Origin of the sequence: Peribacillus sp. S4 (assembly GCF_046715815.1) — a bacterium.
Classification (GTDB): Bacteria; Bacillota; Bacilli; order Bacillales; family DSM-1321; genus Peribacillus; species Peribacillus frigoritolerans.
The window spans coordinates 4,481,846-4,508,077 of record NZ_CP175708.1 but is presented as its reverse complement, the minus strand read 5'-3'; the positions used below and the strand labels follow the sequence as shown (position 1 = coordinate 4,508,077).

The following is a 26,232-nucleotide window of genomic DNA, read 5'->3' as shown; positions in this document are numbered from 1 at the left end:
TTAAAGGAATCGCTGCTTTCTTTATGAAAATACGAACTCACGAGTAAATCGCTCAAATTCACGAGTAAATAGCGGAAATTCACGAGTAAAACAGCGAAACTCACGAGTAAATAGCGGAAACTCACGAGTAAATCGCGGGAACTCACGAGTAAAACAGCGAAACTCACGAGTAAAGCCCGAAATCACGAGTAAAACAGCAAAAATCACGAGTAAATAGCGGAAACTCACGAGTAAATCACTCGAATTCACGAGTAAAACGCTCAAATTCACGAGTAAAACAGCGAAACTAATTAAAAAAGTGCAAATACCTGAGTAAACAGCAGAAATCTCGAATATATCGCTCAAACTTTCGAATATATCGCTCAAACTTTCGAATATATCGCCCAAAATCTTGAATATATCGCCCAAACTCACAAATATATCAATCAAACTCTTGAATATATCGCTCAAACCTCGAATGATGACGGAGAGCGTTTACGGATTCTATATTCATTGTTAGAATTTGAGAATGTGTTAATACTTTGGAGGCAGTGGAAGTGAGGGATGTTTGGTCAAGATCCTTCTTACTATATTTGTGTTAAGTATTTTTTGCTTTACTCTGATTAACCAGCTTAGCCATGATGCGGCAAGAACTAACGATAAAGGGGTTCTTTTTAAAATGTTTAAGTATACTGTTTGTTTTGTAAAGAAGAATAATGAACTTCTTATGCTTAACCGGGAGAAAGCTCCAATTATGGGTGTCTGGAATGGGGTGGGTGGGAAAATCGAGAAAGGTGAAACACCTGATATGGGTGCGCAGCGTGAGGTATTTGAGGAAACGGGGATAGAGGTTGAGTCCTTTTTTTCAAAAGGAACCGTAACCTGGGAGACTCCAGAAGGTGAATTGGATGGAATATATGTATATTTGTATATGGCGGATAAGGATTTAATTTATGAAACACCGAAAAAAACGCGGGAAGGCATTCTTGATTGGAAATCCATTGATTGGATACTTCATCCGCTTAATCTCGGAATTGCTGAGATGGTTTCACAGTACTTGCCGGTTTTATTGAAAAAAGAAGGAAACTATACATTCACTTACAAAAATGGTCAAATGCATAGATCTTGAACGAATCTCGTACCCTTTTGAAACTTGAATCCTTAAAGGCGAAATTCATCAGAATTATAGTTGCTTTATATGCCTATAAGCTAATTACTACGGCACCCTTGCAATTAAAGGGGAGGGTTAAAATAAAAAGTTGAAGAATAAATATATAGAATGAACGGGAGGTGTATGGGAGGAAAATGAAGATAATGGAACTGCCAATTGAATTTGAATTTAGTGGACAAAAAAATCATATTAATCCTAGCTTGATTATTTCAAAGGATGAACTAACCTTGGTCGATACAGGGTATCCAAATTTTTTACCTTTCATTGAAAATGAATTTTTAAAAAATGGTTATGACATGAAGAAGTTAAAGAATATTATCATTACTCATTATGATATTGATCATATAGGCTCCTTATATGATTTCAAGGAAAAGTATTCCCACATTAACCTGATCGCAAGTGAAGTGGAGTCAAAATATATTAGTGGTGAAATGAAGTCAGAGAGATTGGTTCAGGCCGAAGAAATGCTAGAAAATATGCCAATTCAAGAAATCGAATTCGGGAAATGGTTTATCCAACAATTAAAGAATTTAAAGCATGTTTCAATTGATGAAAAGGTACATGATGGTGATTGGATTTTGGATAACGAATGTAGAGTAGTAGCAACACCGGGACATACTTCAGGTCATATTTCATTATATTTTCCACGTTTAAAAAGTGTAATAGCAGGTGATGCAGCTGTTATAGAGAATCATGAATTGCTCATTGCTAATCCGCATTTTTGTTTAAATGTCGAGAAAGCAGAACAGTCTTTAAGAAAGATTAAGGATCTAAAAGCTGAAAACTACTACTGTTATCATGGCGGGACATTCACTTTATAAATGGGTCCTTGCTTAACCTCTTTTTGTCGATATACTCGATAATTGGGTCTGTCTGCAATTATTAAAAAACGTTCGGAGTTGATTTCAGAAATCCGCTCCCTTTCCGCCGACTGTCTGCCAAGCCCCTCACCGCAAGCGGCTGTGGGGTTTCGGCTAGCCAGTTATTCGGCAGGGGTGTTGCAAATTTCTTCAATCTAATAAGGTTTCATACCATATCGAAAAGTGAAAATTAATGAAGGATAAACGGGTCTTCATTTGAATGGTCCGGGGTGAGACCATTCCGGAGATTTGTAGACTAACTCGATAATAATCAAGTTGTCAAAACTTGAACATTTATTTCCACTCTAGGCATTCGCTTTCGGCGGGTGCTCGCCCTCGGCACTTTTGCGCCTGGGGATTTCCTTAATACTCGATTTTCTCGCAGGAGTCTCGATCGATCTATTCAACTAGAATGTTTTTTTACTAGACTTAAATCAGCCTAAATACTGCTTTAATATTTCTAATCCTATTTTTAACTCATCGAATGAGTTTGTGGAAGAAAGGGCGATACGCAAATACATATCAGGGGTGGTCTGCCCGCTTTGAAAACGATTGGAATGAAAAACCCGAATGCCGCGCCTTTTCAAATCGGTTTCCAGCTGTAACGCATCGTTATGCCCTTTAATTGGAAGCCAACGATATAGACTGAGAGGATGTCCGACATCCTTTCTTAAGGGGAAATATTCCGAATAAATATCATTTGCAGTCTGTGCAAGCCGTTTCTTATGAGAAACAATTTCATGAGCCTTTCCTGATAGGATTAGCTCTGTGATAACCTCTGCATCAAAAGAAGAGGTCTTTACATTTATGTTGAAAATGGCCTGGGAAATTTTCTCGCGTAATGTTTCTCCATAAACCATATAGGCAACTCTTAATCCGGAACATATGGACTTAGAGGTGCCGCAAATATAAACGCTCTGTTCCGGAAGCAAATGGAACATCGGCTGCCGGTAGTCGGAGATAATGCCTGCCGTCAGGAATGCATGAATATCATCCTCAATCAAAATTAAACGATGCTTTCGGATGACCGCTGCCAATTCTTGCTTTCGAATATCCGACATCATGATTGTGGTCGGATTGTTGCAGGAGGGCATCAGAAATATCCCGTCAATATTTGTTTGACAGCATTGCTTTTCAAGTTCATCTGGCAGCATTCCAAACTGGTCCCCGTGAATGGGCACTAACTTAATATGAAACATCTTTGCCAGCTCGATAAAGTTTGAATAGGTATATAAGTCGGTTGCAATTCTATTACCAGGCTCAAACAAAGCAGCGAGAGCAACAGCCAATGCATTTTGGGCACCGGAAACGATTGCTATATGCTCTTGATCCGCGTGAATGCCGAAAGATTCCATCCAGTTTAGAGCTGCTGTTTTTTGATGTGGAATCCCAGTCGGATCGTTGTAATTGAGCAGCTGCTCCAAATAACTTTTGTTCACGGTTTTTTGTAAAGTTTCTGAAACGATATCATTGGTTTGCTCAAAAGATGCCACAAAACCAAGATCGATGCTGTTTGCCGTTTTATCCGCGGAAATGGTGATGGAACGAGTGGCATTGGGTGCCACAAAGGTTCCGCTTCCCGTAACGGCATATATCAATCCCTTTACCTCGCACATTTTATAGGAACGGGTAATCGTAGTGAAATTTAAGTCAAGAAAATCTGCCAATTCTCGTTGAGGGGGCAACTTGGTTCCGGGTGCTAAAAAGCCATTTGTTATATCTTGTTCAAGTAATGATGCGAGAGATTTATAAAAAGGCCGCTTTAATGCGTTCTTATCAGGTTTCCAGGACATTGGATAATTGTCAAATGAATTTACTGGCATATTTCACCTCTCCTAGACTTATTCCATACAATCATATCATTTTTTGTATGGAATTCTAATATTGAAACGGTCGGCTTTAAAAGAATATAAGGTGATTAACCTATCAGACTCCCCCATTTTGATGAAATGGGGGAATTTTATTTTAATTGTAATCCATACAATTAACTTGTTTTTTGTACGGATTTTGTATGTTAAGTTTAAATAAATTTAGCCATCAGGATGTGATTTATATGAAAAAACGAACTCAACTGATACCAGCATTTCGTGCGGCTTTTCCGTACACAGTGCCCATTTTGGCAGGCTTTTTATTTTTAGGCATCGCTTATGGGATCTTTATGAATTCATTAGGGTTCAGCGCGATTTACCCGATATTGATGAGTCTAACGATATTTGCAGGATCGATGGAGTTTATTGCAGCCAATTTATTGCTTGTCGCGTTCAATCCGATTAACGCCCTTTTTCTAACCTTAATGGTGAATGCACGGCATTTGTTTTATGGCATATCCATGCTTGATAAATATAGGGGGACCGGTAAGAAAAAGCTGTATCTGATTTTTGGGCTTTGCGATGAGTCTTTTTCCATCAATTGTACCGTTGATGTACCGAAGGATGTGGATAAGGGCTGGTTCATGTTTTTCGTGACAATGCTCAACCATTGCTATTGGGTGATAGGAGCAGCGATTGGCGGCATCTTTGGCTCTTTTGTCAAATTCAATACAGAAGGACTCGATTTTGTTATGACGGCTCTCTTTGTCGTGATTTTCATTGAACAATGGATGAAAGAGAAAAACCATCATAGTGCTCTTGCTGGGCTTGGCCTGTCGGCTGTCTGCCTAATTATATTTGGCGGAAGCAACTTCATTATCCCTGCCATGTTTGCCATTTTGGGGTTACTTTCCTTACTTAGAAAGCCGTTAGAGAAAGTTGAGGTGAGAACCATATGACAATGACTTTAACTCAGCAAATCATTACAATTGCGATGGTAGTTTTAGGTACAATGCTTACAAGGTTTCTGCCGTTCATCGTTTTCCCATCAGGTAAACCCACACCGAAGTATGTACAGTATCTCGGTAAAATGCTGCCATCCGCAGTAATTGGGCTTTTAATCATTTATTGTTTAAAGGATGTAAGCCTGCAATCCGGAAGTCATGGCATCCCTGAATTTATTGGGGTGGCGGTAGTTGCCCTGCTTCACATTTGGAAGAAAATGATGCTCCTCTCGATAGCGGGGGGAACGATTGTCTACATGATGCTGATTCAATTGGTTTTTTAAAGAGATAATGATCAGCACAGCCAACTCCCATCACAATTACTGATATCAATGGAATTGGAAGGGGCAGGTATAGTGGCCCGTGCAACGGAAGTCAAACGAAACCATCGGACAGGATTTTATCGGATAGACGTCCTGTATGAGCAAAACCTGTTCGCAGCCATGGAGGCAGTGTCATACCGAAAAGATCATTATTTTATAGAACTTGATGAACAAAATTAAGCACTCATAGTTTACGAGCAGAGCTGTCTTTAAGGCAGCTTTTTCTTATGGCATTTTAGGGCAGTGCAGTTTACATGCATTTCTTTATAAGTTATTGAAACATTAATCAATCCTCTTTCCAGCAATCCTGAAATGGGTCGGTTATTCTGAATCGCTGAAAAGGCTAGGCAGTGGGCATGCCTAGCTTCGGACTGTAGCGATATTAATTAAGATGGCCTACATTTTTTTGAGGGAGTGTAAAATATGAACGTTGATTGGAACGTAGGGCACTCGCTTTCCGCGGGCGGTCCGCCCTCGGCTTGCGCCTGCGGGGTCTCCCTTGGACGCGCTTTTCCCGCAGGAGTCCCGAACACCCGCTCCATTCAACTTTGTTTAAAAATTCAGATGGATCCCCTTTTATCTCCAAGCAGGCTAGGCAGTGGGCACATACTCAGGAAAGTTGTTGTGCAGGAGTAAACTTGTAGTTTCTTAGGAAAATCATTACCGAACTTAATAACAATGATAGTAAACCCACGAATACCACGTATTGTGTACCCAGCTCTGATATGAATAATCCACCTGCTGCAGCTCCAATTGTCGTTCCCAAGTTAACCGCTGTTAAAAATAGTCCATTAGCGAAATCAGGAGATTCGGAGGCTGAAGACATGATCCAGTATTGATTGATATTACCCCCTATACCAGCTAAAATCCCCCAAATTAATGTAAGGATAGCCATAGGTATGGTGAACTGTCCAAATAAGAATAATATGATGTAAACTGCTCCCAATGCAAAAGGGAAAATCACTACAGTTTTGTTCGCATTTTTAGTAAGCAGCTTCCCTGCCGCGATGTTTCCAATAATATTGGCACCACCGTAAATGAGTAACATTAAACTGATTGTGTTCGAAGACATATTCGTAACAGTTTTCAGATACTCAGTAAGATAGCTATAAACTCCAAATATGGCTGAGTTCAATAAAATGACAGCAACAATGGAAAGCCAAGTAATCGATTTTTTTAATACGGATAATTGCGCTCCGTAAGAAAGTTTTTCCTCAACAGGCATGGATGGTACAAAAATCAATGTAGAAAGAAATACAATCGCATTAACAATCGCAAAGAATGCCATCGCCATTTCAATCGAAACGGCATTCGCAATAAAACTTACGATGGGTACACCGACTACCATTCCAGCGGATACTCCGATAAAAACTTTAGAAACAGCTTTTGGGGCTTCTTCCTTGCTGACGGAGTCTGCCGCTACGGTGAAAGCCAATGAACAGTAAATCGGATGAAAAAAGGCTGGAACTATACGGGCAACTAATGCAAGGGTAAAGTTAGTTGTAAATATGGATACGATGTTCCCCAAAACGAAAACACCTAGCACAAGCAGCATGACCTTCTTCCGGTTCATCCCCGTAAATAATAACGGCAAAGTTGGACCGGATACAGCTACAGCAAGGGCAAAAAGACTCACAAGCAATCCTGCTTTTGAGATGCTGACATGAAAGTGATCGGCAATGGAAGGCAAGATGCCAATTACCCCCATTTCAGTATTGATGATTCCGAAAACACCGATGGTTAATATAAAGATAAGTAAGTTATTTGGTTTAGTCATAAAATAGATTTCCTACTTTCAGGAAAGTGTCATTTTCTAGTAGCGATAAGGAGTCATCTTACATTTATCAATTAGGTCAACTTTTTCAATTGTAACGGTAAAATCACTGTTGATGTCTACTCCAGATTCAATTTTCCCTAGTTTAATAAGACATATCCAAAGGCCTTATAAAATGTCCGAATTCCATGCATTGCGTATGGAATTCAGACAAAAAAATGTGAATCCCGACAAGATTTACAGGACTCACACAGTGGTTTCACTCAAAGTAACATTGGCACGAAAAGCTCGCTGCGATTCATACAGGCCTTATTTCTTCTTCAGATTTTCTTTGAAGAAGGAATCGAGCTTATCAAATGGGATTAAATTCACCCGGTCGTACAGATCCACATGACCTGCGCCCGGAACAATGTAGAGTTCCTTCGGTTCGGCAGCCAGCTTGTAGGCGTCTTCGCTGAACTCTCTGGAATGAGCGTTTTCACCCGTGATGAAAAGCATCGGGCGAGGGGAAATCGTCTCAATGTCTTCGAATGGGTAAAAGTTCATGAACTTGACGTTACTGGTCAGAGTAGGGTGTGTCGTCTGTTCCGGCGTTGTGCCCTTGGGAGTGAATTCACCTCTTGGAGTGCGGTAGAAGTCATAAAACTCGCGTTCAATCGCCGTTGAGTTTTCATTCAGTTCATGTACTGTCCCACTGGTGTATTTGGTTTTACCGCCTGTGAACTCCACATAGCGTTGCTCCGCTGCCTCTTCGAGAATCTTCTTTCTCTGCTCAAGAGTCTGCGAGTGTTTAAGCCCGTTACGGTTGGCGGCCCCCATGTCGTACATACTGACTGTCGCAACGGCTTTCATGCGCGGATCGATCTTGGCTGCGCTGATGGCAAAGCTCCCGCTGCCACAAATCCCGAGAACACCAATCCGATCTTTGTCAACAAACGGCCGGGTGCCTAGGAAATCCACCGCAGCACTGAAATCCTCGGCATAGATATCCGGAGAAACCGCGTTGCGGGGCTGACCCTCACTCTCTCCCCAGAAAGACAAATCCAAGGACAAAGTAACAAATCCCCGTTCAGCCATTTTAGCGGCATACAAATTCGCACTTTGTTCTTTTACTGCGCCCATAGGATGCCCGACAATGATCGCGGGATTTTTGGTGTTCTTCTTCAAACCTTTGGGTATGAAAAGGTTCCCTGCGACATTCATGTTGTATTGGTTTTTAAACGTAACCTTCTTGATGGTTACCTTGTTGCTTTTGTAAAAGTTGTCTGCCCCATTCGTCATGTCTGACGTGTATGCAGCGCCAACGCCGGTCTTGGGTGCAATGATGGTCACGGATAAAAGCAAGCCCAGTGCTATCAATGTGAGTACACGCCTGATAATCGTTTTTTTTTCATTTTTAAAACAACACCCTTTCTTATTTTTGTTTTGAAAAAAATTCTTTGGTGACTATCATGGTGTACTTTGCCCTCGTTCAAAAAGAAAGCATCATTGATTGATTAATTAACATCTGTTTATAATTATTAAATAGAAACAGAATGCTCTCAATGGTTAAATGAATGCAATTCGTTGATTACACAACAAATCAATAAAAATTGTTGATTATTTTTAGGAAAGTTTGGTGACCAAACCATGCCGAAAGTAGACAGAAGAATAACCAAAAGCCAAGAAGCCATTAAAAAGGCTCTCATTGAACTGATGTCCGAAAAAAGTTTTGATGACATTACCATTCAGGATATTGCAGACAGAGCAAATGTTAATCGAGGAACCATCTATCTACATTACTTAGATAAATTTGATCTATTAGATAAAATCATGGAAGAACATATAAACAACATGAGTAATTTTTGTGAATCGGCAACTGAAATGGATTATATAGAATCGACTGTACACTGTATGGAATATTTTAAGAGCAATTATTTATTCTTTTCGACGATGTTAGCGAGTGAAGGAGCTCCATATTTTCGCAGTCAGTTCCTTAAGTTCAATATCGAAGAGTTCAAGAAAGATGTGGACATAACAAAAGGGAAAAATGCCGATCAAAATGAAGATGTAATTGTTCAATTTGTTGCAAACGCATACGTAGGGGTAGTGGAATGGTGGTTAAAGAATGGAATGCCTTATCCACCTCGTGTCATGGCAGAAAAAGTGGGGGATTTGTTAGAGAGGATTGTATAACTAGCTAATGAGAAACTTACCTGGGATAGTGGTCTCTTGACGCAAAGGGGTGTCTTTAAGGCATCTCTTTTTTATGGAACAAAAGGGATAGATGGGTGTAGAAGGACTATTACAGGATAGTGGAATTATAATAAATGGAATATATTTTTAACTGTAGTCCAAGGTTCCTTAAAAGTTGCTTGATTTTAAATCAATTGCATAGTAAGGAGAATTTTAGTATGAAAATAAAATGGTTTGGACATTCTGCCTTTTTACTAACATCCGAAAGAGGAACCAGGATTCTTATTGATCCATATTATCGCTTCATCCGTTACCGTATGCCAAGCGTTGAACCAGATATAGTCGCCGTTACCCATAATCATTTCGATCACAATAAATTTCAAGCTGCAACAGGTGATTACTTGCTTGTAAATGAGCCGAAGGAATACATCCGCGAAGATGTAAGAATTAGAGGATTTAAGACATTTCACGACAAGGTAAATGGCGAGAAGAGAGGTCCCAATATTTTATATCGTTTCCAAATGGACGATCTGACCATCTGTCACTGCGGAGATTTAGGGCATCTATTATCAGAAGAACAAGTAAATGAAATTGGAAAAGTGGATGTTCTCATCATTCCTGTAGGAGGTACAGTCACGATTAATGCCTTAGAGGCCACTCAAGTAATGCGTCAATTGAAATCTACTATTACGATTCCCATGCATTATAGAACAAAGTCATTGTCGGTTGTTGGCTTGATGTTTTCAAAGGTAGATAAGTTTCTTCAGATTTCCGGAAAGCGGACAACCGAAGTTAAGACATTGGATATTTCCAAAGAAAATTTGCCGGAATATGCTGGTGTCGTTACCATGCTCTATGAATGAATATAAGGCTGCGATGTGGATCACAATGATTGCGATGTCTAAAAAATGTTGCGAATGATAAGAGATCCTGTTAATAACGAAAGGGCAGGTTAGTTCAAGAACAAAAAGGGAAGATACTAATCAATGAATTGAATCAATTAAGCTTCCTCTTTACGTTATAAGGAGATAGAATATAAATAAAAAGGTGATGACAATAAAAAAAGTAAAAAGTATCCTATTCTTTCTTCTTGGGGCCATATCTCTTTTGATTGGTATCGCAGGGACTGTTTTACCAGTTCTGCCAGGCGGTCCGTTTTACTTATTTGCTGCCTTTTGCTTTGCTAAAAGCTCCAAGTCGATTGAAAACTGGTTCAAGAGCACCTCATTATATGAAAAATACGTTGAAGCATTCCTTCAAAAAAAAGGCATGACCCGAAGAGAGAAAATAAGAATCAATTTAATTGCCGATTTCTTCATCGTGATTTCTGTATTTTATGTGGACATCCTATTGGTGAAAATCTTATTGGTCGTACTCGCCCTCTACAAACATTATTATTTCATTAAAAAAATTAAGACAATTGACCGAAACGGTACGAAACAAGGATCTTTTTGAACCATCAAATAACGGGTCCTAACTGCAATAAGAGAGTTGCTTCGGCAGCTCTTTTTCTTATGGTTCTAAAGAAGTAGGATATTTCAATAATAAAAAAATACATATATATAAATTTGGTAAAGAAGGGTGGGGAATCATGAAAAAATATTTAGGGGTTATATCGTTTGCTTTAATGAGAATGGTATTCCAGGGTAATGGATTATAAAAGTTTATTCAACAAACAGGTACATAAGTTGAGAACCAAAGCACCGAATGGTGGTTTTTTTGCAAATAATGGGTGCGTTAGCTGAAGGTTAGAGCGCCTTTAAGGCAGCTTTTTCTTATGGGATTATCGCGGCAGGTTAGTTAAACAAGCTATGATGAACCAACTGAATACTTAATGGAAAAAGGAATTTTTGACGGTTGTGTGAACAGGTAGGATTAGCAACTAGACATAAAGAATACCTATTTATAAAAGGGGGCTTCTTTAATGGAAAAAGAAAAATTACTAGCTGTGAAATGTTCGTGCTGCAAAAAAGAATTAGACGCAATAGACCTGGTCATCATAAATGAATCACTTCAGCTGACGCATATTCAATGCCCTTATAAAGGAGAAAAAGCAATTATTGATGTAGGATATTTTAATGATGTATTCCGGCAATACCTGCTCTGTACTCATGAAAAAGCCCCTATAAGTAGGGGGATGTAAAGTCCAGGGCTTTGCATTTTCTATAAAGAGCTATGTCGATCAGTTCTTATGGAACAAAAGGGGCAGGATTTTTCTTCTGGTGTACCGCCAAAAAGGTCGGGCAAATACTGTCCGACCTTTCAACTATACTCCACGACATAGATAATGGGATATTAATAATTCGAAACTATAAATATCATTCCTCAATATGTATGTAGATTAGTTTTACTTTGCAAATAAGTGGTTGCCTATTTTAATGACTGTTTCCCTTGTGAAAATCCATTCATCTGTTGCCGACATCGGATTATAATAATAAACAGAACCATGAGTAGGATCCCAACCTTGTAATGCATCAATAACAGCTCGATAAGAATGGCTATTTGGGGTCAAATAATATTGCCCATCATGTACAGCTGTAAAAGCATTTGTCTGGAAAATAACATCGTAAGTATTTTTAGGAAAACCTGACGCTGACATTCGGTTCAAAATTACTGCAGCGACAGCTACTTTTCCTTCATAAGTTTCTCCTCGAGCTTCTCCATGAACAACCCTGGCCATCATTTCAATACTATTTAATTTTTGTTGTGTTTGGTTTCCAAAAACTCCATCTGGCAATATTCCAGAATCTAGTTGAAGTTGTTTCACCGCATGATCAGTAATTGAACCATAATACCCTGTTGGTTGCCTGTTAAAGTAACCCATTTCCTTTAAATTTTCTTGTAAGTCATAAACTGCTTGTCCTTGACTTCCATTGTGTAAAACTTCTTGAGCAAAGGTTGAATTGGGTATAAGAAACATGAAACAAATAAAAATAACAAACGACATTTTTTTTACATTTACCATCAAGTAATACCACCCTTCGATTCATTTTCCTACTATTCTACCTTATCATACAAGAAAAATAGATTTATATTACATTATTACTATTTTAAACCAAAATTTTAGGGGGTCTTCAGACAAATTCATCTGTTTTCTGGGTACCGTCTATCGCCATCAAGCTTAGTAAAAGGATTATACCCAAAACGAAAAATTAAGCTATATGCTGCTGAAGATAGCTTTTTTCGTTTTGGGGCGTAAAGAAATTTTAACTTGATAGGGATGCGACAAGACCCCTTATGGAACTATCGAGGCAGGATAGTTCAACAAAACATCGAGAATTATAAAGTTTACAAGTGGAACCCTGCGTAACACACACGTACTTAGACGGTGCTGACAAATGGCAGTCTGTTATAGGATAATGAGGATATATATTTGATGGGCAAAATATTAGGGGGAAACTCCATATAGAAGGATGTGCTTAACGATGAATGTAGAAATGGTCATGCAGGAGCTTGAAGCCCTAGGCAAGGAACGAACTAAAAAAATGTACATATCCAATGGTGCGCATGAGCCGCTTTTTGGCGTGGCGACAGGCGCCATGAAACCAATTGTAAGGAAAATTAAAATAAATCAGGATTTAGCTGAAGAGCTTTATTCGACAGGCAACTATGATGCCATGTACTTTGCAGGCATCATTGCAGACCCAAAAGCCATGACTGAGTCTGATTATGGTCGTTGGATGGATGCTGCCTATTTTTATATGCTGTCCGATTATGTAGTGGCTGTAACTTTATCGGAGGCAGATATTGCACAAGAAGTATCCGATAAATGGATTGCAAGCGGTGAAGAGCTGAGAATGTCAGCGGGCTGGAGTTGCTACTGTTGGCTTTTGGGGAATCGAAAAGACGTTGAATTTTCAGAAAGCAAAATTTCCGATATGCTGGACCTTGTGAAGAATACGATTCACGAATCGCCAGAACGAACGAAATCCGCTATGAATAATTTTCTATCCACCGTGGGGATTTCCTATTTGCCGCTCCATGAAAAGGCAGTCGAGACCGCAAAGGCAATAGGGAACGTAGAAGTCAAACGGGACAAGAAAAAAAACAGTTTTCTAAATGCATACGAAAGTATTCAAAAAGAAGTCGGTAGAGGAAGGCTTGGTTTTAAACGCAAGCATGTAAGATGTTAAGATTGGTTTTGCAAAATGGAAGTGTAATCCAAGAAAATCAATGTGTAAAGCACTATTATTTAAACGTAATTTCTTTATCCTTAGAGGATAATAAGTATATTCTTCACGATAATTTTAATGGTTACATCAAAATATCCTTCATCAACTAACGTGTGTTTTTTTTTCAATAAGGGAGTTGCTTCGGGTCTGAGTTTGTAGACAAAAGGGGTTTTATCTAAATTTCAAAACAAAGTTGATTGGAGCGGGTGTGCGAGACTCCTGCGGGAAAAGCGCGTCATGGGGAGACCCCACAGGCGCAAAAGCGCCGAGGAGGCTCCCGGACCGCCCGCGGAAAGCGAGTGCCTTACGTTCCAATCGACGTTCTAGGTTTTATAAACCTAAATAAGAATTGAGATGAACTTGTTCTTCATCGAGTTTGTCTACAGTCTGGGAGTTGCTTAGGCAGCCTTTTTCTTTGTTGATGAACCAATACACACTAAATGTGGGGTGAATGATACTTGAAGTCATTTCAACTAAACGAAAAAACAAGATCCTTTTTAGCGGAATATCAATTATTTGAAGATGATTTGATACAACAAGTGCAGTTGCAGCACCGTTTGGAATTAGTGGCGGCATTTGGGATCCAAAAAGGAATGCGTGTATTGGAAATAGGTTGTGGTCAAGGGGATACAACCGTGGCAATAGCAGATGCAGTAGGGGAAAGCGGATCTGTTGTCGCAATAGATATTGCCAGTCCCGATTACGGAGCACCGTTAACATTAGGTCAAGCAACAGAACGCATAAAGAAATCTTCATTAGGAGAACGGATTGACTTCCATTTTGAAATGGACTTTGATTTTTTTGAATCACCCATCCCATTTGATGTAGCTGTATTATCCCATTGTTCATGGTATTTCAAGCAACCAGAGGATTTATTGAAATACTTTAAAAAGATTCGCGGATTGGCAAAACAATTATGTTTTGCCGAATGGGACCTCGACTTCACCTGCCTTTCTCAACGTTCCCACTTTTGTGCAGTTTCCATTCTTGCACTGCATTCAAACTTCGTAAAGAGTGAAGGAAATATCCAAAACTTATTTCATAAAACTCAAATACTCCAGCTGCTCCAGCAAGCAAATTTTGAAGTGGTAAAACAACTTACAGTGGATGCAACATTTTTGCAGGACGGTCAATGGGAAAAAGATTATGCCAATAGTATCCGTGCAGAATTTATTAAAGTCCCTAACATGATACAAACGTTAATAACTGGTTATTATGAACTGATGAACACTTCGAATGGTAAGGAGAAATCATTTAATAGCTTCGTTGTTTGTGCAAAGTAATAACTGTACTCAAATGAATTCAAGATCCAGGGCAGCCTAATGGGTTGCTTTTTTTGCTTACTAAAAACGGGGCATCATGACCGACATCCACCTCCTGAAAGGTTGAACGAAGGAATGTAGTAGCACCGACTCAGAAAGACATGTGAGGGGTGATCTCCATGAGATATGTGGGTCTCTCACTCGATGTTTTAGATAATGGGGGGAATGGCCGTGTAACCCTCCGAAGAAAGTAGTTTCTAGTGAATTAGCTCAACTTTTTTCGGAATGGTTTATGGTTTCGTTTGGTCGACTTGATATTTTAGCTTGATGTGCATGAGGTAGAAGCATTACGAGGGACATTACTCTTAGCAAATTTAGAAATTAATAAAGCGAATTTTCCCTAACCTAAAGGGGCTGGCCAGCATTTTTCCATCCGAAAATGGCACAAGCATAGGAAGAGGACAAAAAAGGATGTTTTGCCTTGGAGTGGGTCTTAAGTCTGGAATTGGACAACAGAAAAAAGCACCTGGAACGGGCCATATGTAGTGGGTTGTTCACGCCTTACTCAGTGAACGAACTCCTTTAGAGTGTTGTATTGTGAATTTTCAAAAAAATGATATTGCAAAATGGAAACAATTCAAATAAAATCTATTTTAAGGTAAATACTTTTTTATTACCTTAAAATAGATTTGCAATTGAGCTAATCTATGTGGGTTAAGCTAAAGTGTCCTAGCTGTTTTATGGATTTTGTAACCATTAGGTAAATTTAGCTTCTCAAATGAACGTAAAAATTTGAAAGGAGTTAATTATTTTAGGTACAGTACTAAGCTATCTATGTTGGCGAATAATAATATACCCCATTAAGAGAGAGGGAATTTCATGAATCAAGAACGATATTTGAAAAAGAAAATGGGCTTTTGGTCACTTACTGCATTATCTCTTGGAGGAATTATTGGATCAAGTTGGCTTTTTGGACCATGGAATACGGCAAAAATGGCTGGACCAGCTGCTATTATGTCTTGGATTATTGCTGCATTCGTCATTACTCTTATAGCACTTGTTTATGCTGAATTAGCAAGGGTCAGACCAGAAACAGGTGGTTTAGGTCGTTATCCCCTTTATTCCCATGGAAAATTGCTTGCTACAGTGACTAGTTATTCGATTTGGCTTGGCTACTGCGCCACTGCACCTGTTGAATCATCGGGAGTTATTCAATACGCTAACGAGTTTTGGCCAGGCCTATATGATATATCTAAGGAGCAACTAACGACAACAGGAATTCTAGCATCGACTGTTTTAATGGTATTTTTTGTTGTGGTGAACTATTTTGGCGTGAAATTATTTGCGGTCACGAATACCATTATCACCACGATTAAATTTATAGTCCCTGTCCTAACCATCATTGCTTTTTTTATGACAGGTTTTCATGAAGAGAATTATACAAGTCATGGGTTTGCCCCTAATGGCTATGGCGCAGGATTAAGCGCAATCTTAACTAGTGGTATATTTTTTGCCTATACAGGATTCGGAAATGTGGTAATGATGAGTGGCGAGGTGGTAAACCCAAGACGGAATATTCCACTTGCTCTTATCACATCGCTGTCAGTCTCGGCAATTTTATATGTTTTACTTCAAATCGTTTTTATAGGAGCCGTACCGCCCGAAATGCTAGCTAATGGTTGGAGTGGAATTAAATTTGACTCTCCATTTGCTAATTTAGCACTGATGGCGAATATGGTTTGGCTTTCTTGGACCATTACAGCGGACGCAATGATTTCCCCAACTGGATCAGCACTTGCTTATACAGCAGGAACTTCAAGACATGTTTTTGGAATGGCGAAGAGTGGATTCCTCCCTTCTTATTTCGGAACCATTAATAAAAGATTTGGAGTTCCAACACGTGCACTTACTCTTAATTTCCTAATCGGGTTGCTTTTCTTGTTTCCTTTAAAGAGTTGGACTGCGATAGTTGCAATTGTTGGAGCAATTGGTATTTTCAAATACGCTTCAGCATGTGTCACAGTAATGGTGTTTCGTAAGGTTGGATTGACAAAAGACAACGGTATCCCAGGCATGAATTTTATTGCTCCTTTAGCCTTTATATTTGCCACTCTACTTATTTATTGGACAAATTGGAGTAGGGTTCAACTTGCAATTTGGGGATTGGCAATTGGAATTGTTGGGTATTTGATTACTCATTTTATCAATAAACATAAATCGGTAGAAATCCTAGGTGGGATCTATCTTGTTATTTATATTCTGATGCTCGTTGGGATATCATCAATCGGAAATTTTGGTGGTAAGGGTATTATTCCAGAGCCATTTATGTCTTACATCGTGGCAATAATAGGATTCGTTTTTTACTATTTTGCTGTTTATAACGGTGTTTGGTACATGCGAAAAAAGGGGAACGTCCAAGAATTGCAAGATATGGATAACACAGATATTTAAAATCAATTTCATTTTACAAAAGGAGAAATGGTTATGAAGCTTTGGGGTGGACGTTTTAGAAAAGAAGAAAATAAATTAATGGAGGACTTTAATAGTTCTCTTCATGTTGATATGAGACTTTATTCTGAAGATATTAAAGGGAGTATTGCACATGTGAATATGCTTGTGAAATGTGAATTGCTTACCAAGGAAGAAGGAGAAAGCATTATAAAGTCTCTTCTTTCTATATTGGAAGATATCGAGAGCGGAACATTAGAGATCGAAGGCGATTTTGAAGATATTCATAGTTTTGTTGAAACAAAACTAACAGAACGAATAGGTGAAACAGCAAAAAAACTCCATACAGCAAGAAGCCGAAATGATCAAGTTGCTTTAGATATCAGGCTTTACGCAAAAAATAAGGCGTTAGAAGTGATTGAGTATATTGAAGAGCTTCAAAATAACCTGGAAGAAAAGGCAAAAGCAAACAATGTGATTATGCCAGGATACACCCATCTACAGCGAGCTCAAGTAGTAACTCTTAAGCACCATTTAATGGCCTACTTTAATATGCTGGATAGGGACAGAAAAAGAGTTCTTAATGCAATTGAAATTATGAACGAAAGTCCACTGGGGTGTGGAGCATTGGCAGGGACGACTCATAATATAGACCGAGAAATGACAGCGGCGGAGTTGGGTTTTTCAAAACCTGTAAACAATTTCCTCGATGGTGTTAGTGATAGAGATTACCTTTTAGAATTAATGTCTAGTTTTTCGATCATCATGATGCATTTAAGCAGATTAAGTGAAGAACTGATTTTATGGAGTAGTCAAGAGTTTAAATTTATTAGTATTGATGATGCATATTCTACAGGTAGTAGTATAATGCCTCAAAAGAAAAATCCTGATGCAGCAGAGCTTATAAGGGGGAAAACAGGACGAGTTTATGGTTCTCTTACTTCGCTTTTAACGACGATGAAAGGGTTACCATTGGCTTATAATAAAGATATGCAGGAAGATAAAGAACCATTTTTTGATGCATTGGATACAGTATTGTCTTGTCTGGAAATTATGTCCAATATAATTTCTACCATGAAGGTGAATACTGAAAATATGAAAAATGCTGTAAAATATGGCTTTCTCAATGCAACAGAAGTCGCTGATTATTTAGTCAGCAAAGGGGTTGCGTTCAGAGATGCCCACAGTATTGTTGGTTCTATTGTCATTTATTGTGAAGATCATAATAAATCAATAGAAGAGTTGACTCCGGAAGAATTGAAGAGCTTAAATCCATTAATTGAAGGGGACTTATATGACTTTATTGATTATCAAAATATATTAAATAAAGGCATTAAGGTGAATTTATTAAAATAATCTAATTTTCTCCAATTGAAGAGCTATAGCATAGAAGATAAGTACGATCTATGCTAATAGCTCTTTATATTTTTAAAAAAACATAATCAAACTCCCCTTTAAATCATGAGATACAATGTTTTGTGATAAATGTTTTTCCAATAGAAGAAGGATTAAACTTTAATTTCCTCCATTTTAAAGATAAGATTAAAGTAATTAAGTTTTTGAACTAAGGAGAAAAATATGTATAAAATTGGGGTAGTTGGTCCTAATTCATCAGTTGAGCGCATTATTAATTTAGGTAAAGAATATGAGTCGATCATGGAATTTAAAGCCTACCCATATGAGGATTTCAGAGAAACTGAAAAAATAGTTTTGGAATACAACAAAAATGTGGATGTCTGGTTTTTTTCAGGCCAAATTTCATATATGGTTGCAAAAAATACTGTGGGAATAGGGGAAAACCTATTATATATCGATCATACTGAATCAGGCATCTATAAAAGTCTTTTGCATATGGGATATTTTCAAAAGGAGTTTTTGAGTAAAGTAAGTATTGACGAAATAACTACAACCCATTTAGAGCAGGCGTTAAAACAAATTGATATTACTCCAAAAGAAATGTATATAAAAAACTTCAATATCGATTCAAGCACGGAAGAATTAATCGCATTCCATCTTGATTTATGGAAAGCTGGAAAAACGGAAGGTGCACTAACTTGTTTCGAGGCTGTATATCTAAATTTAAAAGAAGCAGGTGTACCAACCTATCGAATATCTACAACTGATATGGAAATTCGCCAATCATTAAGAATTCTTGCAGAAAAATCGAGAACTTTTTACTTTAGAGATACCCAAATTGGTGTTCAAATTATTGAAATTGAACATTTTGATAAAATATTTGAGAAAGCTAAAAGCTCGTATCATCTGCAATTTTTAGAGATAAAATTAAAAGAAACTCTTCTTAAATTTTGCGAACAATTGGAGGGGTCATTAGTTGAGAAGGGAAACGGCCGCTACTTTATCTTTAGTACACGGGGTACAATCGAATCCAAAATAAAAGATTTAAAAGATACTGTCTTTCTGTTGTCAAATGAATCCAATGCTACTGTAACTGTAGGTATTGGATATGGGCAAACACTTCACTCAGCAGAAATAAACGCTCAACGTGCCATCCAACTTTCAAAAGAAAAGTCAGACAAGGGCATCGTCATTGTACAAGAGGACGGAACAATGATTGAGTCTGTAGGTGAAGAGGAAGAATTACGTTTTTCATACCGGATAGATGACAAGAATTTTATGGAAAAACTAAAAAAAGCTAAAATAAGTGTGAAAAATTATAATAAATTGTATGCTTTAGTCAACAGAATGAAATTGAAAGATTTTACAATAAAAGATTTAACAACACATCTCTATTGGGATGAAAGCAATGCACGGCGCATTGTAGTAAGTTTATGTGAAGTTAACTTAGCAGAAATCATTGGTGAGGAATCTTATTCTTCTCGAGGAAGACCGAGTAAAATTTATCGTTTAAAATAAGACCCATTTTCGGGTGTTTTTAGACTTTCAGCTTTTATCCCTGCTGGCAGTATTAAACTAGATCTTAAAAACTTCTATGAAGTAAACGAAATACTAGATAGCTCGACTATTTAAAGGCATCCATTACAGGTGCCTGATTTTTTTTATTTACGCTAATATGGGGGTTAAAGAGGACATTTTGATTAATCTTTATTTCAAAGCTACAGCAGTTAAAACATTTCATTAACTTCCCATGATTCGACTATTTGATGCGCCATCCTTGGATCATATCCTTTACCCATCAGATAGGCAATAGCTGCAATTTCCATCATTGCATGAGGGACAGATGTTTTTTGAGCTTCGTTTAAACCATACTGTACCCAAGGGCCAACCTGTGACAATGTTTCTTGTTTGAGATGGTGCGGGTTAGTGTAAGAAGGATACACAATATTACATCCTTTCAAAAATATAGATAAATATCACAATCCTATTTTATGCACCTTAACTTATCCCGTGTTCGATATTCTCTAATTTTATAGATAAAAGTTATGGATCAAAGGATGTTCTTCTTCAACAATGGGTGGAGGATAGTTTAAGTGGAAAATTTCACAAGTGTTTCTAACTAAAGTATTGTAACTTCCTCGAAAAGAAACAATCAACCTAAAAGTGAATTTTTTGAAATTGGTTAAACTAGCGGTATCGATTAAACATTCAAAGATTTATGAAAAATGTTGACAAAGTCCACTAATCAGAATAAAGTATTAGTGGATAAAGTCCACTAAAAGGAAGTGAATCATGAATATAAATAAAAATACCATGGCTGATATCCGGCAATTCAATCGATTTTATACAAATATACTTGGTGTGTTGGATAAGCATATATTGGATACCGGATATTCTTTCACTGAGGCACGGGTCATTATGGAAATCGGTTTGATGGAGCAGTGTATAGCAAACAACTTAGTTGATAAACTGGAAATTGATCGCAGCTATATGAGCAGAATAATTAACAAGTTAAGAAAAGATGGACTGGTTATGAAGGAACACTCGACCTTGGATAACAGAACGATTCTGATTCGGTTGACTCCAGAGGGGATGACTCTTTTTAACCAGCTTAATGAAAGATCTGATGAACAATTAGTGAGATTATTCCAAGGATTATCACAAAATGAAATTAAAGAAATCCATGCTTCTATGATGTTCATTCAGAAGAAATTGGATGGTTTGGGGAGATTAAAGGATGATACGTTTTGAAAATGATTATACAGAAGGTGCCCATAAGCGAATTCTGAACCGATTAATAGAAACCAATGAAGAACAAACACCCGGATATGGAGTGGATGAACACTGTGAAAAAGCGAGAGCTTACATTCGAAAAGAGTGTGATGCCGCGAATGCGGATGTACACTTTTTAGTGGGAGGAACACAGACGAATACAACTATCATCGCTTCAATTTTGCGGCCGCATCAAGGGGCGATTGCTGCAATCACCGGGCATATCGCGGTACATGAAACAGGCGCAATTGAAGCAACTGGCCATAAAGTGCTTACTTTGCCGAGTGATGATGGAAAAATTCAACCTGAACAGGTGAAAGAATTATATGATGCCCACTGGAATGATGTTACCCATGAGCATATGGTACAGCCAGGCTTGGTTTACATTTCCAACCCTACAGAAAATGGAACGACTTATAGTAAAACCGAATTGGAAGCATTAAGTGAAGTTTGCCGGGAATGCGGTTTGCCATTGGTATTGGATGGCGCCAGATTAGGGTATGGCTTGGCTTCGCAGGACAGCGATTTAACCTTGGCTGATGTTGCAAGGCTATGTGATGTGTTCTATATAGGGGGAACGAAGGTTGGGGCAATGTTTGGTGAAGCGGCAGTCATCATGAATGATGCCCTGAAAAAGGACTTCCGCTATTTCATCAAGCAAAGGGGAGGAATGCTCGCTAAAGGGAGACTATTGGGGATCCAGTTTGAAACCTTATTTGAAGACGGCCTATACTATGAAATTTCTAAACATGCCGTGGAAATGTCAATGATGATTCGGGAAGCATTTGTTGAAAATGGATTTTCATTACGATATGATTCCACATCAAATCAGCAGTTTCCCATCTTGCCGGAAGATGTAATGCAGGAATTAGGTAAAAAGTATTCATTCTCCTTCTGGGAAAAAGTCGATGCTACACACAGTGCTGTGAGATTTTGTACCAGTTGGGCTACGAAAAAAGAACATGTTGACATGCTCGTAGAGGATATCAAGGCAATAAAAGGAGAAAAAAATGGCCACGATCGAGTTATATTTAGAGAATAGTTATCTAAAAGAATGTTCGGCAAATATTATTTCAATACAAGACCGGTTTGTTGTGTTCGATCAAACCATTTTTTATCCAGGCGGCGGTGGGCAGCCCTGTGACCGGGGAATCATAAAACAAGGTGATGAAACTTATAAAATATTAACAGTAAAAAAAGTAGATGGTGAAATCATTCATGAATTGGAACGGCCATTAAAGGACATTAATCAAACGGCAAAGATGCAGATTGACTGGACTTGGCGGTATCAGAATATGCAGTATCACACATTATTGCATGTCATTTCAGGTTATTTTTATCAACATTACAATGCTTTAGCTACAAGCAGTCAAATTGAAAAAGAACATGCGAGATTAGAGCTGTCTTTTTCTCCTGACATAATGGAAGAAATACCATTCGATCAATTGGAACAATCGATAAAGAAGATACTGGCACAACCCCATAATGTTTACACGAAAACAATTAGCAGAGCTGAAGCAGAGCAAAAAGTAGGGGTTATTAAAACGGTCATTAACTTACTTCCAGCTTCTCTTAACGAAATTCGAATCGTTCAAATAAATGATATTGATGAGCAAGGATGTGGCGGAACCCACGTCAGCAACACGAATGAAATTAAAGACTTTTCCATTATGAAAATTCAACAAAAAGGTCCCACGAAAAAAAGGATTAAAATTCAATTTTTGGAATAAGTTCTGCTAATGAAAAGTATGGACTCCATATCCTTTGAAGTCGCCAATTATTTTTAGTTGGTGGGAGTTTATCGAACCTAAATATAAATCCAAAAAAAATCATTTTGACAGGAACAGATTGAAATAAGGTACAAAGTAAATAGGGCTTTTAACATGAGAGTTGTTCTGGCAGCTCTTTTTTTTTGGAGTTAACTGGGCAAATAGCGACTTTAATTTTTAAAATTTACATGCAATAATTGGGACATTCGTTAAAATAACTAAAAAGTAAACGAGGGGGAGTCTGATGGAGAGGATTAATTATTCTATTGTTGATGTGTTTTCAAATGGAAAATATACAGGAAACCAACTCGCGGTTTTTAAAAACGCTGGGAATATTCCGGATAAAGAAATGCAACAGATAGCCAAAGAAATTAATTTTTCCGAAACTACCTTTATCTTGTCTGATTCAAAAAATGATGGCGGTTATGATGTCCGGATATTTACACCTAATGAAGAGGTTCCATTTGCTGGACATCCGACTATAGGAACTGCATATATCATTCAAAACGAAGTATTAGAAGCACCATTGGATAACATTATTTTAAACTTTAAAGGTGGACAGATAACAGTATCATTCAATAATCAAGAAGAGCTTCTATGGATGAAACAAAATCAACCAACTTTTGGCCGGATTTTAGATACAGATAAAATTTCTGAAGTTTTAAATATACATAAAGAAAACATAGATGATAGATTCCCCATTCAAGAAGTTTCGACGGGACTTCCAGTGCTTGTTGTCCCATTAAAATCATTGGAAGCCGTTAAAAAAGTAAAGATAAATAGAGAAAAATATTTTGAGTTAATTGAACATATGGATGCAAAAGCCATTATGGTTTTTTCTCCGGAAACATATGATTCGAAAAATGATTTGAATGTTCGCGACTTTGCGGACTATTATGGTATTCCCGAAGATGCAGCCACTGGCAGTTCTAATGGATGTTTAGCTGCTTACTTAGTTAAATACGGGTATTTTGAAAGAAGTGAAATAGACATTCGCGTAGAACAAGGATACGAAATCGAAAGACCTTCTTTATTGTTTTTAAAAGCAAGTGATGATAATGGGGAAATCGACGTTCATGTTGGAGGTAAAGTAGTGAAAATTGCTCAAGGTGAATGGTTTCTTTAATAACCTGACCTTTTCAACTGACAAATGCTTTACTTCAAAACAGGGAAGGTTGCTGAGGCAGCCTTTTTCTTATTGAACGAACAGGCATACTTACCGATAATCCAATCGATTTAATTTGAAAATGAATGACAATTAATGGGGAGTGTCCCACACAAAAGGAGGTCTTCCAAATGAATAAAGAATCAGTACTGATCGTGGAAGACGAAGAAAAGATCTTAAGACTGCTTGAATTGGAGCTTGAAATCGAAGGCTATCAAGTTGGAAAGGCAATGGACGGCAAAGAGGCCCTTGAAGCATATCAATCAAGAAAGTGGGATTTGATCTTATTGGATGTGATGCTTCCGGGCATAAGCGGGATCGAGCTGCTTCGGAAAATTCGAACGAAGAATAATATCACTCCTGTCATCCTGTTAACGGCAAAAGGCTCGGTTGAAGATAAAGTTTCCGGTCTTGATCTCGGCGCGAATGACTATATCACCAAACCTTTCCAAATTGAGGAATTGCTTGCCCGAATTCGTGCGGTTTTAAGAATGCGGCCTGCTGCACCTTCAATGGAAGCTGAAATCGGTGGATGGCTAAATACTGCCGATTTAAAAGTGAATGTCAAAACACGCGAGGTCATTAGAGGTGATAGCCATATTGAACTAACGCCAAAGGAGTATGATTTACTTCTATATTTACTGAAGAATAAGCGTCAGGTGCTAAGCCGTGATCAAATTCTGGGAGCGGTTTGGGGGTATGATTTCCAGGGAGAAACAAACGTGGTGGATGTGTATATCCGATATGTTCGCAAAAAGCTCGAACATGGCTTTGAAACGCCGCTCATTCATACCGTAAGAGGCGTTGGCTACGTCATGAAGGAAGCAAAATGAGACTTCGCAAGAAAATCAACTTATATACTGCGGTGTTATTCATTTTCCTGCTGCTTTTGATGAATGTTTCCATTTATTTTGTTTTCAGTAATCTGATGATGGTGAATGAAATGAACCGTGCGAAAGCGGAGACAGGGAAAATTGCCTTTGATGTTAGTGAAAATGTTAATAATATATCTCCAAATGATTTACTTCGAGCCTATCTGCCTATAGATGGCATGATTGGTATCGTAATCGAAGGTCAACGAAAAGGAACAGCTGTTACATCCAATTCTGAAAAACAATTAAGCAATCGAAATAGCAGTTTTTACCCCGGTGAGAAGAGCGAGATCATCACTTATCAGCAGAAAAAGTATGTATTCGTTTCAAACCCGATCGTTTGGGGGGATGGAAGTGTAGTTAATCTTCAAATCACCAAAAGCATGTCAGCAACCGAAGAAATGCTCGCTGTTCTGCGCATCGTATTAATCGCTGTAACCATCATTGCCATGATACCAGTTCTGATATCAAGCACTATTCTTAGTAACTTCATCGCCCGTCCGATTCGATCGATGATCGATACGATGAAGGAAATTCAAACTAGCGGCCAATTTAAGCGGCTTAGCCTAGAAGAAAAATCAAAGGATGAGCTTGTGGAAATGGGAAAAACGTTTAATCACATGATCGATTTACTACAGGCCAACTTCGAAAAGCAGGAGCAATTCGTATCGAATGCTTCACATGAATTAAAAACACCGCTAACTGTCATCGAAAGCTATGCAAGCCTTTTGAAGAGAAAAGGGTTGGAGCGTCCTGATTTGTTTGATGAATCCATAGAGGCCATTCATTCTGAAGCCATTAGAATGAGAGAGATGACAGAGCAAATGCTCCTGCTTGCAAAGCATCAGGAAAAATGGAATATAGAGAAGGAAAACGTCAATCTGACCGATATCATGGCAGAGTTAGCGAAAGTATATAAGAATGCGTACAATCGGACAGTGGAGATTTATAGTGGCGATGCAATTGAAGCAGTAACGGATGTTCAAAAGTTAAAACAGCTTTTGTTTATTTTTTTAGACAATGCCAGAAAGTATAGTGACGAGCTAATCTCCGTCTACATAGGACAAACAAGTAATGAAGCATATATCCGCATCGAAGACAGAGGGGATGGAATTCCAAAGGCTGAATTGCCAAAAGTGTTCGATCGTTTTTATCGTGTGGATAAAGCTAGAAACAGAAAGCAAGGCGGATCTGGATTGGGGCTTTCCGTGGCAAAGGAAATTGCTGATGCAATAGATGTGCGGATTGAAATGGACAGTCTCGAAGGCAGGGGAACGATTGTTACTCTTTTATTTAATTAAGCCAGAATGATGTTGGATGGG

Annotated in this window: 26 protein-coding genes; 20 read left to right on the top strand and 6 right to left on the bottom strand. The window is 38.2% G+C overall.

The window, feature by feature from the left end; all coding sequences use genetic code 11:
- Positions 1–21: 21 nt before the first annotated feature.
- Positions 22–429 carry a hypothetical protein gene (locus ACJ9PY_RS21415; protein WP_411738950.1) on the bottom strand — a complete coding sequence of 136 codons (408 nt, stop codon included), beginning with the start codon at positions 427–429 and terminating at the stop codon, positions 22–24.
- 229 nt (positions 430–658) lie between these two features.
- Here ACJ9PY_RS21415 and ACJ9PY_RS21410 point away from each other — a divergent pair, with 229 nt between their 5' ends.
- Both ACJ9PY_RS21410 and ACJ9PY_RS21405 read left to right on the top strand, forming a co-directional pair.
- Positions 659–1,108 carry an NUDIX hydrolase gene (locus ACJ9PY_RS21410; RefSeq protein ID WP_369315316.1) on the top strand — a complete coding sequence of 150 codons (450 nt, stop codon included), beginning with the start codon at positions 659–661 and terminating at the stop codon, positions 1,106–1,108.
- Positions 1,109–1,284: 176 nt separating this feature from the next.
- Entirely contained in the window at positions 1,285–1,971 is a 687-nt protein-coding gene (locus ACJ9PY_RS21405) for an MBL fold metallo-hydrolase (RefSeq protein ID WP_411738949.1), read from the top strand.
- 473 nt (positions 1,972–2,444) lie between these two features.
- Here ACJ9PY_RS21405 and ACJ9PY_RS21400 read toward each other — a convergent pair whose 3' ends face one another.
- On the bottom strand, positions 2,445–3,833 hold the full coding sequence (locus ACJ9PY_RS21400) for a PLP-dependent aminotransferase family protein (protein ID WP_053536227.1): 1,389 nt from the start codon (positions 3,831–3,833) through the stop codon (positions 2,445–2,447).
- 188 nt (positions 3,834–4,021) lie between these two features.
- Between ACJ9PY_RS21400 and azlC the strand changes: the two genes are divergently transcribed.
- From azlC to ACJ9PY_RS21385, 3 genes are all read left to right on the top strand, one after another.
- Positions 4,022–4,777 (top strand): azaleucine resistance protein AzlC, encoded by a 756-nt coding sequence (gene azlC, locus ACJ9PY_RS21395; RefSeq protein WP_095679027.1) that lies wholly within the window; start codon positions 4,022–4,024, stop codon positions 4,775–4,777.
- Positions 4,774–5,106, top strand: coding sequence for a branched-chain amino acid transporter permease (locus ACJ9PY_RS21390; RefSeq protein ID WP_063575223.1), 333 nt, complete (start codon positions 4,774–4,776; stop codon positions 5,104–5,106). The genes azlC and ACJ9PY_RS21390 overlap by 4 nt, the downstream gene beginning before the upstream one ends.
- A 72-nt stretch (positions 5,107–5,178) precedes the next feature.
- Positions 5,179–5,325: a hypothetical protein gene (locus ACJ9PY_RS21385; RefSeq protein ID WP_411738948.1), complete on the top strand. Its 147-nt coding sequence runs from the start codon at positions 5,179–5,181 to the stop codon at positions 5,323–5,325.
- 430 nt (positions 5,326–5,755) lie between these two features.
- Here ACJ9PY_RS21385 and ACJ9PY_RS21380 read toward each other — a convergent pair whose 3' ends face one another.
- A complete protein-coding gene (locus tag ACJ9PY_RS21380; protein ID WP_411738947.1) occupies positions 5,756–6,922 on the bottom strand; it encodes an MFS transporter in 1,167 nt (388 codons plus the stop codon).
- Between the two features lie 306 nt (positions 6,923–7,228).
- The gene (locus ACJ9PY_RS21375) at positions 7,229–8,278 is read right to left on the bottom strand and encodes an alpha/beta hydrolase (protein WP_411738946.1); all 1,050 of its coding nucleotides are present in this window, start codon (positions 8,276–8,278) and stop codon (positions 7,229–7,231) included.
- A 270-nt stretch (positions 8,279–8,548) separates the two neighbouring features.
- Between ACJ9PY_RS21375 and ACJ9PY_RS21370 the strand changes: the two genes are divergently transcribed.
- The 4 genes from ACJ9PY_RS21370 to ACJ9PY_RS21355 all read left to right on the top strand — a co-directional run bounded on the left by ACJ9PY_RS21370 (position 8,549) and on the right by ACJ9PY_RS21355 (position 11,237).
- Positions 8,549–9,094, top strand: coding sequence for a TetR/AcrR family transcriptional regulator (locus tag ACJ9PY_RS21370; protein WP_095393386.1), 546 nt, complete (start codon positions 8,549–8,551; stop codon positions 9,092–9,094).
- Positions 9,095–9,312: 218 nt separating this feature from the next.
- Positions 9,313–9,957: an MBL fold metallo-hydrolase gene (locus tag ACJ9PY_RS21365; RefSeq protein WP_411738945.1), complete on the top strand. Its 645-nt coding sequence runs from the start codon at positions 9,313–9,315 to the stop codon at positions 9,955–9,957.
- A 187-nt stretch (positions 9,958–10,144) separates the two neighbouring features.
- On the top strand, positions 10,145–10,549 hold the full coding sequence (locus tag ACJ9PY_RS21360; protein WP_053536221.1) for a YbaN family protein: 405 nt from the start codon (positions 10,145–10,147) through the stop codon (positions 10,547–10,549).
- 469 nt (positions 10,550–11,018) lie between these two features.
- Complete coding sequence (locus ACJ9PY_RS21355; protein ID WP_063575226.1) at positions 11,019–11,237, top strand: hypothetical protein; 219 nt, start codon at positions 11,019–11,021, stop codon at positions 11,235–11,237.
- Positions 11,238–11,441: 204 nt separating this feature from the next.
- Here the strand turns inward: ACJ9PY_RS21355 and ACJ9PY_RS21350 are convergent, their stop codons facing one another.
- Entirely contained in the window at positions 11,442–12,059 is a 618-nt protein-coding gene (locus ACJ9PY_RS21350) for a cell wall hydrolase (protein WP_411738944.1), read from the bottom strand.
- 460 nt (positions 12,060–12,519) lie between these two features.
- Here ACJ9PY_RS21350 and ACJ9PY_RS21345 point away from each other — a divergent pair, with 460 nt between their 5' ends.
- The 5 genes from ACJ9PY_RS21345 (at position 12,520) to ACJ9PY_RS21325 (ending at position 19,850) form a co-directional block, all read left to right on the top strand.
- Complete coding sequence (locus ACJ9PY_RS21345) at positions 12,520–13,227, top strand: DNA alkylation repair protein (protein WP_411738943.1); 708 nt, start codon at positions 12,520–12,522, stop codon at positions 13,225–13,227.
- A 497-nt stretch (positions 13,228–13,724) separates the two neighbouring features.
- The gene (locus tag ACJ9PY_RS21340) at positions 13,725–14,549 is read left to right on the top strand and encodes an SAM-dependent methyltransferase (RefSeq protein WP_411738942.1); all 825 of its coding nucleotides are present in this window, start codon (positions 13,725–13,727) and stop codon (positions 14,547–14,549) included.
- An 858-nt stretch (positions 14,550–15,407) separates the two neighbouring features.
- Positions 15,408–16,979 carry an APC family permease gene (locus tag ACJ9PY_RS21335; protein ID WP_063575231.1) on the top strand — a complete coding sequence of 524 codons (1,572 nt, stop codon included), beginning with the start codon at positions 15,408–15,410 and terminating at the stop codon, positions 16,977–16,979.
- Between the two features lie 33 nt (positions 16,980–17,012).
- A complete protein-coding gene (gene argH / locus ACJ9PY_RS21330) occupies positions 17,013–18,332 on the top strand; it encodes an argininosuccinate lyase (protein WP_411738941.1) in 1,320 nt (439 codons plus the stop codon).
- Positions 18,333–18,554: 222 nt separating this feature from the next.
- Positions 18,555–19,850: a hypothetical protein gene (locus ACJ9PY_RS21325; RefSeq protein ID WP_145504422.1), complete on the top strand. Its 1,296-nt coding sequence runs from the start codon at positions 18,555–18,557 to the stop codon at positions 19,848–19,850.
- A gap of 209 nt (positions 19,851–20,059) precedes the next feature.
- On the opposite strand, the gene ACJ9PY_RS21320 is transcribed toward ACJ9PY_RS21325, so the two are convergent.
- The gene (locus ACJ9PY_RS21320; protein ID WP_054399744.1) at positions 20,060–20,275 is read right to left on the bottom strand and encodes a hypothetical protein; all 216 of its coding nucleotides are present in this window, start codon (positions 20,273–20,275) and stop codon (positions 20,060–20,062) included.
- A gap of 349 nt (positions 20,276–20,624) precedes the next feature.
- On the opposite strand from ACJ9PY_RS21320, the gene ACJ9PY_RS21315 reads away from it, so the two are divergent.
- From ACJ9PY_RS21315 to ACJ9PY_RS21290, 6 genes are all read left to right on the top strand, one after another.
- Positions 20,625–21,083: a MarR family winged helix-turn-helix transcriptional regulator gene (locus ACJ9PY_RS21315; RefSeq protein WP_197483631.1), complete on the top strand. Its 459-nt coding sequence runs from the start codon at positions 20,625–20,627 to the stop codon at positions 21,081–21,083.
- Positions 21,070–22,146 (top strand): threonine aldolase family protein, encoded by a 1,077-nt coding sequence (locus ACJ9PY_RS21310; protein WP_411738940.1) that lies wholly within the window; start codon positions 21,070–21,072, stop codon positions 22,144–22,146. Before ACJ9PY_RS21315 ends, ACJ9PY_RS21310 begins: the two co-directional genes overlap by 14 nt.
- Positions 22,115–22,834 carry an alanyl-tRNA editing protein gene (locus ACJ9PY_RS21305; RefSeq protein WP_411738939.1) on the top strand — a complete coding sequence of 240 codons (720 nt, stop codon included), beginning with the start codon at positions 22,115–22,117 and terminating at the stop codon, positions 22,832–22,834. Before ACJ9PY_RS21310 ends, ACJ9PY_RS21305 begins: the two co-directional genes overlap by 32 nt.
- Before the next feature lie 283 nt (positions 22,835–23,117).
- Positions 23,118–23,999: a PhzF family phenazine biosynthesis protein gene (locus tag ACJ9PY_RS21300; RefSeq protein WP_063575238.1), complete on the top strand. Its 882-nt coding sequence runs from the start codon at positions 23,118–23,120 to the stop codon at positions 23,997–23,999.
- 170 nt (positions 24,000–24,169) lie between these two features.
- On the top strand, positions 24,170–24,871 hold the full coding sequence (locus ACJ9PY_RS21295; RefSeq protein WP_034304119.1) for a response regulator transcription factor: 702 nt from the start codon (positions 24,170–24,172) through the stop codon (positions 24,869–24,871).
- Positions 24,868–26,211 carry a sensor histidine kinase gene (locus ACJ9PY_RS21290; RefSeq protein WP_057277010.1) on the top strand — a complete coding sequence of 448 codons (1,344 nt, stop codon included), beginning with the start codon at positions 24,868–24,870 and terminating at the stop codon, positions 26,209–26,211. Before ACJ9PY_RS21295 ends, ACJ9PY_RS21290 begins: the two co-directional genes overlap by 4 nt.
- Positions 26,212–26,232: the final 21 nt, after the last annotated feature.